The 13,626-nt window shown below is 69.0% G+C and carries 9 protein-coding genes; 4 read left to right on the top strand and 5 right to left on the bottom strand.

The window, feature by feature from the left end:
* Nucleotides 1–76: 76 nt before the first annotated feature.
* Genes I4Q42_RS11465 through I4Q42_RS11480 form a run of 4 tightly spaced genes read right to left on the bottom strand, consistent with a single transcriptional unit; the run spans nt 77 to nt 3,682 of the window.
* Nucleotides 77–1,024, bottom strand: a complete 948-nt coding sequence (locus I4Q42_RS11465; RefSeq protein WP_198576208.1) for a LysR substrate-binding domain-containing protein — start codon at nt 1,022–1,024, stop codon at nt 77–79.
* Nucleotides 1,025–1,909: an NAD(P)-dependent oxidoreductase gene (locus tag I4Q42_RS11470; protein WP_198576209.1), complete on the bottom strand. Its 885-nt coding sequence runs from the start codon at nt 1,907–1,909 to the stop codon at nt 1,025–1,027.
* Complete coding sequence (locus tag I4Q42_RS11475) at nt 1,906–2,991, bottom strand: 4-oxalomesaconate tautomerase (RefSeq protein ID WP_198576210.1); 1,086 nt, start codon at nt 2,989–2,991, stop codon at nt 1,906–1,908. Before I4Q42_RS11475 ends, I4Q42_RS11470 begins: the two co-directional genes overlap by 4 nt.
* A gap of 4 nt (nt 2,992–2,995) precedes the next feature.
* Complete coding sequence (locus I4Q42_RS11480) at nt 2,996–3,682, bottom strand: 4-carboxy-4-hydroxy-2-oxoadipate aldolase/oxaloacetate decarboxylase (RefSeq protein ID WP_232793066.1); 687 nt, start codon at nt 3,680–3,682, stop codon at nt 2,996–2,998.
* A gap of 282 nt (nt 3,683–3,964) precedes the next feature.
* Here I4Q42_RS11480 and I4Q42_RS11485 point away from each other — a divergent pair, with 282 nt between their 5' ends.
* From I4Q42_RS11485 to I4Q42_RS11500, 4 genes are all read left to right on the top strand, one after another.
* A complete protein-coding gene (locus tag I4Q42_RS11485; RefSeq protein WP_198576212.1) occupies nt 3,965–5,734 on the top strand; it encodes a tannase/feruloyl esterase family alpha/beta hydrolase in 1,770 nt (589 codons plus the stop codon).
* A gap of 13 nt (nt 5,735–5,747) precedes the next feature.
* Complete coding sequence (locus tag I4Q42_RS11490; protein WP_198576213.1) at nt 5,748–7,001, top strand: gallate dioxygenase; 1,254 nt, start codon at nt 5,748–5,750, stop codon at nt 6,999–7,001.
* A gap of 185 nt (nt 7,002–7,186) precedes the next feature.
* A complete protein-coding gene (locus I4Q42_RS11495) occupies nt 7,187–9,403 on the top strand; it encodes a TonB-dependent receptor (RefSeq protein WP_198576214.1) in 2,217 nt (738 codons plus the stop codon).
* A 238-nt stretch (nt 9,404–9,641) separates the two neighbouring features.
* On the top strand, nt 9,642–11,915 hold the full coding sequence (locus I4Q42_RS11500; protein ID WP_198576215.1) for a TonB-dependent receptor: 2,274 nt from the start codon (nt 9,642–9,644) through the stop codon (nt 11,913–11,915).
* A gap of 14 nt (nt 11,916–11,929) precedes the next feature.
* Here I4Q42_RS11500 and I4Q42_RS11505 read toward each other — a convergent pair whose 3' ends face one another.
* A complete protein-coding gene (locus I4Q42_RS11505; protein ID WP_198576216.1) occupies nt 11,930–13,612 on the bottom strand; it encodes a thiamine pyrophosphate-binding protein in 1,683 nt (560 codons plus the stop codon).
* Nucleotides 13,613–13,626 lie beyond the last annotated feature (14 nt).

A 13,626-nucleotide genomic window follows, 5' to 3' on the forward strand; every position in this document is an offset into this window, starting at 1 on the left:
TCTGGTCGTTGCATTCGGTCTGTTTCCTCGCCCCTGGCTTTTCTTGGTCTTATTCTTGGTCTTGGGCCGTTGCGGACTAGTCGGACGGCGTCGCCAGCCGGCTCTCGATCTCGCCGACATAGCCGCGGGCGGCGTCGACGAAGGCCTGGGCGTTGCTCAGCAGGGCCGTGTCGCCCCGCCGGATCAGGCCGGCCGGACGCGGTCGTCCGGTGGCCGGCAGCGGCAGCAGCCGAAGCGCCCCGCGCAGCAGGTCGCCGGCCAGCATCATGTGCGGGATCACCGCCACCCCGTCGGTGGCGTAGAGGATCTCGCGGATCATCGCGACCGAGCTGGAGCGCAGCGGCTGGTGCGGCGCCACCTTCATTTCGGCCAGCAGCACGTCGATCTCCTGGCCCACCCGCTGCGACACGGTCGGCAACACCAGGGAGTAGTCGGCCAGCACCGCCGCGGTCGCGTCCTGGCGCGCGAAGATCGGATGGTCGGCGCGGGCCACGACAGAGATCGGCTCGGAATAGAACGGCGTGCGCACCAGGCCGTCGGGGGCGTCCAGCGTGTAGAGCCGGCCGATGATCAGGTCGAGTTCGCGCCGCGACAGCTGCGAGATCAGCTCCTCGGTCCGCCCCTGGATGACCCGAACCTCGATGTCGGGGCGGGCGATCTTCAGCCGGGCCAGGGCGCCGGGCAGCACGCCGGCCGCCGCCACGGGCAGGGCGCCGACCACCACCGGGCCGCCGTCGCCGCCTTCCAGGGCGTCGAGTTCGTCCTCCAGCCGGCCGATCTCGGCCAGCAGCCGCCGCGCGGCCGCCGCCACCGTCAGGCCGAAGGGCGTGGGATCCACGCCGCGGGCGTGACGGTCGAACAGCCGCGCCCCGACGATCTCCTCGATCTCCTGCAGGCTCTTGGTCAGGGCCGGCTGGCTGAGGCCCAGCGCCCGGGCCGCCTGCAGGATGCTGTCATGCGTGGCGATCGCGTCGATCACGCGCAGGTGCCGGAACTTCAGGCGCTGTTGCAGGTAGCGTCGCACTCAGGTCTTCCGCTGACGGGTCAGAGCCGTTGTCCGCTGCTCTATGGCGTCGAGCAAGTCCCCAAGCTGCGCCGCCTGGTCCTGCGCCGCCGCCAGGCCCAGCGATCCCTGGCGGGCGTGCACCTCGACCGTGGCCTGGGCCATGGGCGAGGGGAGGCCGGCGGCCTCCAGCATTAGCGCGGCCTCGGCCATCTCTTCGCTGCGCCGCTGGCCGTGAACGAGCGGCCGGGTCACCAGATAGCGGGCCAGGGCCGGCCAGTCGGCATGGGGAATGGTGTTGCTCAGCGAGGCCAGCACCTGCGCCTCGACGCCATAGTGGCGGGCGCTGGCCAGGCTCTCGGTGACGATCGCCTCCAGGCCTTTGACGAAGATGCTGCGCGACAGCTTCACGGCTGACGGGCCGCCGACCGTCTCGCCGAACACCTCGGCGGAAAAGCCCAGGCGCTCGAGCAGAGGCAGGGTCGCCGTCGCGTGCGGGCCGCCGAGCAGGACAGGGGTCTTGATCCGCCTGGGCGCGATCGGGGCCATGACGGCGGCCTCGACATAGCGTTCGATCAGCGCGGCCTGCGCCTGGCGGGTTTGGGGCGCGACGGAGTTGAGGTCGAGAAAGAAGGCCTCGCCCAGATGCGGCGCGGCTGCGCGGGCGACGTTCAGGGCCTCGCCGGCGGTGACGGCGCTGACGACGAGGTCACGGTCCAGGCAGGTCGAGGCGATGTCCGGCGCGGTTCGAGCGCCTGCTGTCTCCGCAGCCCGCGATGGGCCCGAGTGCGGATCGGCCAGCAGGCGGTCGTGGACGACGATGTCGGTGATCCCCGCCGCGACGAGGTCGGCGTGCAAGGTCTGGCCGACCTCGCCGAAGCCGATCAGGGCGAGGCGCGGGCTCATCGGCGACCGTCCCAGACGCTGGCCGGCACGAAGACCTGGCCGGTCATCAGCAGGCGCGCCGTGCGCAGCAGGGCGGCCGACACCACCTCGCCTTGCGGCGACAGCGTCAGCAGGGCGGTGAACTCGCCGGTCGGATGCTCGACGCTGACGGAAATCTCGCCGGCCAGCTCCGGCAGGCGGGCCACCGAGGCGGCGACCGATCCCTTCAGGCAGGCGGCCGTGGCGACGCTGACCGCGCCGAACACGCCGATCGCCTTGTGCACCGTGTGCGGGATGAAGCTGCGGGTCGACAGGGCGCCGCCCGCCGTCGGCGGCGAGACCAGGGTGATCTTCGGCACGGTGGCGTCGGTGACGTCGCCCAGGTTCATGCGCCGGCCGGCCTCCAGGCGGATGGCCTCGACCTTGGCGCGGAGCACGGCATAGGCCTCCAGCTCGGCCGGGGCCTCGTCGCCGGTGACGCCCAGGTCGGCGGCGCGGACCACCACCACCGGCATGCCGTTGTCGATCAGCGTCGCCTCCACGCCTTCGATGACATCGACGACGTTTCCGGTTGGCAGCAGGGCCCCGCAGGACGAGCCTGCGACGTCGGCGAAGGCGATCGGGATCGGCGCGGCCGAGCCGGGCACGCCATCGATCCGGCAGTCGCCCTCGTAGTTCACCCGCCGGCCGGGGGTCTCGATGCGGGCCGTCGCCAGGCCGTCGGTGTTACGCATGAAGATGCGCACCGGCGTCTGGCCGTCCTGGGCCGCGACCAGGCCCTGCTCGATGGCGTAGGGACCGACCCCGGCGAGGATGTTGCCGCAGTTCTGGCGGTCGCTGACCTTGGCCTCGGCCACCGAGACCTGCAGGAACAGGTAGTCGACGTCGGCGTCGGGACGCGACGAGCGCGAGACGATCGCGACCTTGCTGGTCAGGCTGTCGGCGCCGCCCATGCCGTCGATCTGGCGATCGTCGGGCGAGCCCATGGCCGCCAGCAGCACCTTGTCGCGCAGGGCCTCGTCGGCCGGCAGGTCCTCGGCCCGGAAATAGAGGCCCTTGGAGGTGCCGCCGCGCAGGACGGCGCAGGGGATGGCCGTCTGCATGGGCTCAGGCGTCCTGGCTTTCGACATAGACGAGGCCGGCGGCGGCGAGCCGCTCGCGCATCTTGTAGAGATCCAGGCCCAGCACCCCGGCGGCCAACTGGGCGCGCTTGTCGACCTCGGAAGCTTCACGCTTGGCCGAGGCCGTCAGCACCGCGTCGGCGTCCTTGCGGGCCACGACTACGACGCCGTCGTCGTCGGCCACGATCACGTCGCCCGGATGGATCAGGGCCCCGCCGCAGACCACCGGCACGTTGACGCTGCCCAGGGTCGCCTTGACCGTCCCTTGCGCCGAGATGGCGCTGGACCAGACCGGGAAGCCCATCGCCTTCAAGGTGGAGACGTCGCGAACCCCGGCGTCGATGATCAGGGCGCGAACGCCGCGGGCGATCAGCGAGGTGGCCAGCAGGTCGCCGAAATAGCCGGCGTCGCTGAACGAGGTCGGGGCCACCACGAGAATGTCGCCCGGCTGGCACTGTTCGATGGCCACGTGCAGCATCCAGTTGTCGCAAGGCGGCGAGGAGACCGTCACCGCGGTCCCGGCCACGTGCGCCCCCGACCAGATCGGACGCAGCTTCGGCGACAGCAGGCCGATGCGCCCCTGCGCCTCGTGGACGGTGGCGACGCCGAAGGCCGCGAGGCCCTCAACGGCTTCCTTCGATGCGCGCGGGTGATTGGTGACGACCTTGTGCAAGGCGAGCGCTCCGAAGCCGAAAATCATGTCTCTGCGCCGGCGCGACGAGGCCGGGGCAAGGCTTGGCTAGCACCCGGCCCGGAGGGAGCGGCTATGCAATTTGGGCGGCGGCTATAACCAAAATCGGCGGTGGCTGGCGAAATGCCCGCCGGCCAGGCCGGGACGTTATAGCCCCTGGCGATTTGTTATAGCGCGGCCGGCCGCAAGCCTTGCTACCGGCGTCGAGGCCATGGCTGAAGAAGACCGGAGACGTTGGTGATTTCGTTGCATTCTCGTGGGCTTTTGGCCCGTGGCCTCCTGGCGGCCCTGGCCGGTCTCGTCGCCCTGGCCGGCGCCAGCTTCGCCGCCGCCCAGCCGGTCCCGACCCTGGCTAAGCTCGCGCCCGTCAAGCCGGTCATCGACTGCGCGGCCCTGGTCTCGGCCGACGTCAGCGACGCGGTCGGCGCCAAGACCACCATCACCTCGGCCAAGCTCTCGGGCTCGGGCGACAAGGCCTTCTGCGCGGTGCAGGGCGTCATCGCCCCCAAGATCCGCTTCGAGCTGCGCCTGCCCACCAACGGCTGGACCCAGCGCTACCTGCAGGTCGGCTGCGGCGGCCTGTGCGGCGTTCTGAACGTGCGCACCGAGCACGCCGACGGCTGCACCCCGGTCAAGGATGGCGCGATCGCCCTGGCCTCGACCGACATGGGCCACGAGGGCAAGGGCGGCATGGCCGCCATGGGCGACGGGACCTTCGGGGCCGATCCTCAGCTGCGCATCGACTTCGCCTATCGCGGCGTGCACCTGACCTCGGTCGCCTCCAAGGCCCTGATCGCCAGGTTCTACGGCCAGGCGCCGCGTTACAGCTATTTCTCGGGCTGCTCGGACGGCGGTCGCGAGGCCTTGATGGAGGCCCAGCGCTTCCCCGGCGATTTCGACGGCATCGCGGCCGGTGCCCCGGCCATGGTCTTCACCGTCCAGAACAGCTTCTACCACGCCTGGCAGGCGGCCTCGAACACCGGTCCGGACGGCAAGTCGGTGCTGATCGCCTCGCGCCTGCCGATCCTGCACGCCGCGGCCCTGGCCTCGTGCGACGCCGTCGACGGCCTCAAGGACGGCCAGATCGACGATCCGCGCGCCTGCCGCTTCGATCCCGTAGTCGTCCAGTGCAAGCCGGGCCAGGCGAGCGACGCCTGCCTGACCGCCGCCGAGGTCGAGACCGCCCGCAAGCTCTATGACGGCCCGCGCGACGCGGCCGGCAAGCCCTTCACCCTGGGCCAGCCGCAGGTCGGTTCTGAGCTGTCCTGGGCCGGGGTCTTCGTGCCGCGCTCGGTCGACCAGGTCCCGGGCAGCTGGGGCATGGCCGAGCAGCCGGTGAAGTACCTGCTATCGCCGACCAATCCGCCGGCGAACTACGGCCTGGCCGACTTCAAGTTCACGGCGGAGCAGTTCGAGGGCCTGAAGGCCATGCATCCGCTCTACGACGCCACCGAGACCGACCTGTCGCCGTTCGCGGCCAAGGGCGGCAAGCTGATCCTCTGGCACGGCTGGTCGGACCCGCACATCTCGCCGCTGAACACCATCGCCTATCACAACGGCGTGGTGGCCCAGATGGGCCAGGCCAAGGCCGACGCGATGATGCGGCTGTTCGTCTTCCCGGGCCTCTATCACTGCTTCGGCGGCGACGGCCTCTCGCAGTTCGACATCGTCAGCCCGCTGATGGCCTGGGTCGAGGCCGGCCAGGCGCCCAACGCCGTGATCGCCGCCAAGGTCGACCTGCCGGCCATGCCTATGGGCCCGACGCCGGCCGGCGCCGACGTTCGCCAGACGCCGATGCCCGACGCCTCGGCCTTCAAGCCCAGCCGTGTGCGGCCGGTCTACGCCTATCCGCAGGTCGCGGCCTATAAGGGGTCGGGCTCGACCGACGCGCCCGAGAGCTTCGCGCCCAAGACCCCCGCGTCCGAGCCCGCCGCTCGCGACGCCTACGCCGCCCAGTTCATCGCCCCGCGTTTCCACCAGGACTGCCGCGTCGAGGCTGGCGTCCTGGCCTGCGTTCCCAGCATCAAACCCTGAGGAAGGATCCGTCATGGCCAAGCTCATCGGCGCGATCGGCGTCTCCCACACCCCCACCATCGGCTACGCCCGCGATCGAGACCTCGCCAAGGACCCCGTCTGGGCCCCGATCTTCGAGGCCTTCGCGCCGCTGAAGGACTGGCTGGCCGAGCAGAATCCCGACGCCCTGGTGATGATCTACAACGACCACGTCACCTCGTTCTCGTTCGACCACTATTCGGCTTTCGTCCTGGGTGTGGGCGACGAATACGCCGTGGCCGATGAGGGCGGCGGGCCGCGCGACCTGCCGCCGGTGCCGGGCCACGCCGCGTTCGCCCGCTATCTGACGCGGGCGGTGATGGCCCAGGACTTCGACCTGTCGGTCTTCCAGCACAAGCCGCTGGACCACGGCTGCCTGTCGCCCCTCTGCCTGCTGACCCCGCCGGAAGAGACCTGGCCGATCCCTATCGTGCCCCTGCAATGCGGCGTGCTGCAGTTCCCCGCGCCCTCGGCCCGGCGATGCCTCGACCTCGGCAAGGCCCTGCGCAAGGCGATCGACGCCTGGCCGGAGGACAAGCGGGTGGTGATCGTCGCCACCGGCGGCCTGTCGCACCAGGTGCACGGCGAGCGGGCGGGGTTCAACAACACCGCCTGGGACGAGGCCTTCCTCGACATGCTGCAGAACGAGCCCGATCGCCTGGCCGACATGACCCACGCCGAATACGCCAAGCTGGGCGGCTTCGAGAGCGCGGAGGTCATTATGTGGCTGATCATGCGCGGGGCGATGTCCGACAAGGTCGCCTGTCACCACCGCACCTATTACCTGCCGTCGATGACCGCCATCGCCACCGTCCGCTACGAGGACCTGGGCGAGGACACGGCGCAGGCCGATCGTGATCGGGTGCTGCGCGAGTCGACGCGGCAGTTGGAAGGCGTCGAGGATCTGGAGGGCACCTATCCCTTCACCCTGGAGATCAGCGCCAAGGGCTATCGGATCAACCGCTTTCTCCAGGCCCTGGTCGGGCCCGAGGCGCGCGCCGCCTTCCTCGCCGATCCCGAGGCCGCCTTCGAGGCTGCCGCCCTGAGCACGGAGGAGCGCGACCTCATTCGCCGTCGCGACTGGGGCGGGCTGATCCGCTACGGCGCGATCTTCTTCGTGCTGGAAAAGCTGGGCGCGGTGCTGGGCGTGCCCAATCCGCAGATCTATGCGGCCATGAAGGGCATGACGCTCGACGCCTTCCTGGCCACCCGCAACGCCCAGATCACCTATTCTGTGTCGCGACAGTAGTCGGCGGCCGCGACCTGAAGGCATCCGGTTATAGGTCGCGGCCTTTATCTATACCGACGTTCCCTAACCCGCCTGCTAGCTGAGACGAAGGCTCATCCGAGCTTCGAAACGGTCCGAGCCCCAGGAGATCATCTCCGGGGCGAAGAGAACGACCGATCTGTCTCTTGTAATCCTGGGAGGGAATATTGAAATCTCATACGGCCCTGAGGCTCGCCCTGCTGACGACGGCCGCCCTGGCCCCGGCGCTGCCCGCCCTGGCGCAGACGACCGAAACCACCGCCATCGAAGAGGTGGTCGTCACCGCCCAGAAGAAGACCGAGCTGGCGTCCAAGACCCCGATCGCCCTGACCGCCTACAACGGCGAGACCCTGAAGGCCCAGGGCGTGGTCAGCGTCTCCGACCTGCAGAACGTCGCCCCGTCGGTGAACATTGGCCGTGACGGCTTCGGTGTGAACGTCAACATCCGCGGCGTCACCACCACCGACACCACCAGCAAGGGCGAGCAGGGCATCTCCTTCAATGTCGACGGCGTGGCCATCGGTCGACCGACCGTGCAGGGCCTGAGCTTCTTCGACGTCGAGCGGGTGGAAGTGCTGCGCGGCCCGCAAGGCACGCTGTACGGCAAGAGCAGCACCGGCGGCGCGCTCAACATCATCACCAACAAGCCGAAGTCGCAGTTCGAGGCCGGCGCGAACCTGGAGTTCGGCAACTACAACACCCGCCGGGCCGACCTCGTTCTGAACGTGCCGGTCAACGACAAGCTGGCCCTCCGTGCGGCGATCAACAGCAACAAGCGCGATGGCTACATCTATCCCGCCGACGGCGCCGAGGCCCGCAACGACGAGGACAACATCTCTGCGCGCCTGTCGGGGCTCTACGAGTTCAACGACGACACCAGCCTGCTGGTCAGCACCACCTTCGGCCATGTCGGCGGCGTCGGCCCGGCCCAGATCCCTTACAGCAACTACCTGACCAAGTCGGGCAAGGCCGCGCGCACCGTCTACGCCAACCCGTTCGGCAGCGCGACCGACGAGGACTTCCACAACGTCAATGTCGAGTTCAAGACCGCCTTCAAGGGCGTGGCGGTGGACTATATCGGCGCGCGTCACGATTTCTCGGCCAACGACCTGACCTCGTCGACCAACGACCCTTACGGTAACTATTCCGGACCGCCGCCGGCGACGCCGCTCTACGCCTGGCGCCAGTACCGCGGCGACGTGACCACCGACGCCCACGAGGTGCGGCTGTCCAACGCCGAGAGCGGCCGCCTCGACTGGGTGGTCGGCGCCAACTGGACGCGCGAGGACATCACCGAAAGCGACCACAACTGGTACGCGCCGGTCAGCACCCCGACCCTGGCGGCCAGCTATAACGGCATAGATCCGGTCAACAATACCATCCACACCTCCAAGGGCGTGTTCGGGCAGGCGACCTTCCACGCCACCGACCGCCTGAACGTCACGGCCGGCGTTCGCCGCTCGTCCGACGAGGTGGATCGCAAGGGGACCTTCGCGGCCGGTCCTGGTCCCTGGCCGGACGCCAACGGCGGAACCTGCACCGCGCCGGAGGACTGCATCGGCGGGGCCAACAACGGCTACCAGAACGCCTCGAAGACGACCTATCGACTGGCCGTCGACTACCAGGTCGCGCCCGGGCAGATGGTCTTCGCCTCGGTCGCCACGGGCTACAAGGCAGGCGGTTTCAACGACTTCGACGCCTCGACGGGCGGGACCGGCACCTATGCGCCGGAATCCCTGACCGCCTATGAGGTCGGCTACAAGGGCCGGCCGCTGTCGAACCTGCAGATCAACGGCACGGCGTTCTACTACGACTACGCCTCGGCGCAGGTTTCGAGCCTGGTCAATATCTCGGGCAACTTCATCATCTATACCCGCTCGGCGCCGGTGACGATCTACGGCCTGGAGTTGGAGAGCAAGTTCAAGCCGACCCCGAACGACCAGATCGATCTGGCCGCCACCTTCCTGCATTCGGAATACGAGGCGCTCTACGTCGGCATCCTGCAGAACGTCGACTGGTCGGGCTACCGCCTCGACAAGACGCCCAAGGCGGCCCTGGCCGGCGCCTATTCGCACGTCTTCGAGCTGTCGAACGGCGCCTCGGTCACGGCGCGCCTGTCGAGCAAGTACAGCAGCGGCTACGTGACCAGCTCGTTTTCCGACGCCCTGCAGTTCAAGCAGAAGGCCTTCACCCGGTCGGACGCCACCCTGACCTACGCGGCGCAGGACGGCCGCTTCACCGTGGGCGCCTTCGTCAAGAACATCGAGAACGACCTGCAGATGCTCAACGCGCCGTCGAACTTCTCGGCGACCTATGCCGACGCGGCCAACATCTCGGTCAGCGAGCCGCGGATGTACGGCGTGCGGTTCGGCGTCCGCTACTGACCCTCCCGAAAGGCGCTCCCCGCGCTTTCCTGCCTGGCCCGGCGCCCCTGTGCGCCGGGCTTTTTTCATGGCCTTTGCCAAGTCCAGATGAGCCTGGCTTTGGTTATAGGTTCCCGGGTTTATCTATAACCGGAACGCTCCCGGAACGCTGTTAGCTCAGGCTTGGCCGATCTCGGCCCGTCCGGAGAAGCCCCCCGCGAGGAGGCCAAGGGCGACCAGGCTCACCAGGGAGGGGCGTATGCATAGGAAGACTATGCTTTTGGCCGCGGCTGCGGCTGTCACTGGATTCATCGGGGCGGGGCAGGGGGCGCTCGCCCAGACGGCGACGCCGCCGGCCGACCAGGGCGGCTTCGTCATCGAGGAGGTGGTGGTCACCGCCCGCCGCGTGACCGAGAACCTGCAGGACACGCCGGTCTCGGTGTCGGCCTTCACCGGCGACATGCTGGAGCGCCGGCAGATCAACAGCACGGCCGATCTCGACGACGCCACGCCCAGCCTGCAATTCGCGCCCGTCTCGCCGCTGACCGGCAATTCGGCCGCGGCCCAGATCTTCATCCGCGGCGTGGGACAGACCGACGCCACCGCCGGGGTCGATCCGGGCGTCGGGCTCTATATCGACGACGTCTATATGGGCTCGGCGGTCGGCGGGGTCATGGACTTCCGCGACATCGCCGGCGTCCAGGTGCTGCGCGGCCCGCAGGGCACGCTGTTTGGCCGCAACACCATCGGCGGCGCCATCCTGCTGACCACCGCCGCGCCGGGCGAGGAGTTCGGCGGCAGCTTCAAGGCCGGCTTCGGCACCGACAACCTGCGCGAGGGCATACTGGCGCTGAACGTGCCGGTCTCCGACACCCTGAAGACCCGCTTCACCTACGGCACGCGGGTGCAGGACGGCTATGTCACCCGCCTCTACGACGGCAAGAAGCTGGGCGACGTCAACACCTTCACCATCACCGGCAAGGCCCGCTGGACGCCGACCGAGAAGTTCACCGCCGAACTGCGCGGCGACTACACCAAGTCCGACGAGAACGGCGCGCCGCTGGTGTTCGCCGCCATCAACGAGACCTCGGCCTTCCCGCGCGCGGTCAGCTACGCGGCCGGCTGCCCGGGCATGGCCTCGGTCGGCACGGCCGTGCCGATGGTCAAGGACGCTCGCTGCGCCAATGATTTCTACAACGCCGGCAAGTACGCCAACAACGGCACCCACCCGGTCAACAGCGACCTGGAAGGCGTCGGCGGCTCGCTGCTGCTGGAATACAGGCTGGCCGACGCCCTGACCCTGAAGTCGATCAGCGCCTATCGCAGCCTGGAATGGGCCGGCAGCCGCGACGCCGACAACACCCCGTTCCCGATCCTGGCGACCGACTATGCCAGCAAGGGCTTCCAGGTCAGCCAGGAGTTCCAGGCGCTGTATTCGGGTTCGCGCCTGACCGGGGTGGCGGGCCTGTTCCTGTTCCGCCAGGCGGTGGACGACATCCTGACCGTCACCCTATCGCCGCCGACCGCGCCGACCGGCACGCGCGACAGCAACAACAACGAGGTCCGCAACAAGAACTGGGCCGCCTTCAGCCAGTGGACCTTCAAGGCCACCGAGGCCCTCAGCGTCACCGCCGGCCTGCGCTACACCGACGAGACCAAGGGCTCGCGGCCCTACCAGTTCAACTACTCGAACCCGACCGTGCTCTACGTGCCCTACAAGCTCTATGAGCGGAAGTTCTCGGCCACGACGGGCTCGTTCCAGGCCCAGTACCGCTGGAACCCGGCGGTCATGACCTATGTCAGCTGGTCGCAGGGCTTCAAGGGCGGCGGCTTCAACAGCCGCTTCAACGGCGTGGTCGCCGCCGGCCAGCCGCCGTCGTTCGAGCCGGAGACGGCCGAGACCACCGAGGTCGGCGCCAAGCTCGATCTCGGCGGCAAGCTGCGGATCAACGCCGACGTCTTCTCGACGGCCTATGAGGACCTGCAGTTCACCTACCGCGTCGGCACCGCGCCCTATCTGTTCAATGCCGGCAAGGCGACGATCAAGGGCCTGGAGGTCGAGTACACCTACGTGCCGACCAACAAGCTCGTGGTCGAGGGCGGCTTCTCCTATCTCGACGACAGCATCGACGAGGTCTCGACCATCGTCGGGGCCACCACCTCGGTCACCACCAACAGCCAGCTGCCCTATACGCCCAAGTGGCAGGGCAACGTCTCGGTGGCCTACACGGTCGATCTGCCCAATGACCTGACCCTGATCCCGCGCGGCGAGATCGTCTACATCGACAGCCAGTTCTTCGACGCCGGCAACACCAAGGAGATCGCCCAGCTCGACGCGATCACCAAGGTCAACCTCGGGGTGCTGCTGGAGAACCGCGTCGCCGACTGGAAGGCCCAGCTGTCGATCAACAACCTGACCAAGGAGATCTATCCGGTGGCGGGCAATTCCTCGCTCGGCACCAGCTCGGGCTATGCCGAGGTCGCCTACAATCGCGGCCGCGAGGTGGCGCTGTCCTTCACCAAGCGCTTCTAGGAAACCGGCGCCGGTCAGCCCATCCAGCGGCTGACCGGCACGGCGCTGTCTTCCAGCGGCTGGGAGATCACGTCGATCAGGGTCGGGCCGTCATGGGCCAGGGCGGCGCGGACCACGCCGTCCAGCTCGGCCGGATCGGCCACCGACCAGGACTTCAGCCCGAAGGCCTCGGCGATGCGGGCATGGTCGGAGCGGCCGAAATCGACCGAGAAATAGCGCTCGCCATAGCCGCTCTTCTGGCTGGCCTTGATCCAGCCGTACGAGGCGTTGGAGAACACGATTAGGGTGATCGGCAGGCGCTTGCGGACGATGGTCTCCAGTTCTCCCACGGCGAAGCCGAAGCTGCCGTCGCCCATCACCGCCACCACCTTGGAATTGGGTGCGCCATAGGCCGCGCCGATCGAGGCGGGCAGGGAGAAGCCCAGCGCGCCATGCGCGCGGTTGGTGATGAACCGCCGGCCGGTGACGTTGAAGTCGAAATAGCCGGAGAAATAGGGGCAGGGCGTGCCGGGATCGGCGACGATCACGCCGTCGCGGGGCAGGGCGGCCTGCAGCGCCGCCAGCACCCGCTCGGGCCGGATCGGGCGGTCGTTGGAGCGGGCCAGGTCTTCGAACCTCGCCCGCTTGGCTAGGCGCACCGCCTTCAGACGCTCGGCCGCGCCGGTGTCGCGGGCCTTCCCCTCCAGCCGGCGAGTGATCTCGGCGTCCAGGGCCGCCAGGCACAGGCGCGCGTCGCCGACCAGCCCGGCCTCGACGCGGTAGTTGGCGCCGACCACCATCGGGTCGACGTCGATATGGACGATCGGAACGTCGCGGCCCGGGACCTCGCCGTGCTCGGTGGTGGTCGAGCCCGCGCGGCAGCCGACGAAGATCACCGTGTCGGCGCTGGCAACGACCTCTCGGGTCTGGGCGACCCCGCCATTGGCCCCGACCACGCCCACGGCCAGCGGATGGTCGTCGGCGATCGCGCCGTGGCCGCTGACGGTCGAGGCGACCGGGGCGTCGAGCAGGCTCGCCAGGGCGGCCAGCTCGGCGCTGGCGCCGGAGATGATCACGCCGCCGCCGACCACCAATACCGGCCGTTTCGCCGCCAGGATCACGTCCGCAGCCGCCGCCACCAGATCGGGCGATGGTCCGGTGCGGAAGGCGGGGAACGAGCCGTGCTCGGCTTGGGCCCAGAGGTCGAAATCCGCCGTCTGCTTCTGAAGGTCGTAGGGCAGACCGATATGGGTGGCGCCGGGTCGGCCCGTCGTCGCCGCGCGGAAGGCGGTGCGGAAGACATGCGGGATCTGGCCGACATGGTCGACGACCGTGTTCCACTTGGTCAGCGGCCGAAACAGCGCCTTCTGGTCCAGCTCGGTCAGGGGATAGCGGCCGCGCGCGGTCACCGGAACGTCGGAGGTGATCGACAGCAGGGCGATCGACGACTCGTTGGCCTCGACCACGCCGGGCAGGATGTAGGTCGCACCGCCGCCGCTGGGGCCCTCGCAGACCCCGACCTTGCCGGTCACCCGGGCATAGGCGTCCGCCATGTAGGCGGCGCTGCGCTCGTCGCGGGTCAGCACGTGCTCCATGCCGTGATCCAGGCGCGCCAGGGCGTCGTAGAACGGCAGGCTGGTGTCGCCGCACAGGCCGAAGATGTGCTTGACGCCGTGGTGCTGCAGCATCCGCACGGCAGCTTCCGCGCCAGTGGTCATCGTCTGGGCTCCTC

It is taken from the genome of Caulobacter hibisci, from assembly GCF_016135805.1.
In the GTDB taxonomy this organism is placed as follows: Bacteria; Pseudomonadota; Alphaproteobacteria; order Caulobacterales; family Caulobacteraceae; genus Caulobacter; species Caulobacter hibisci.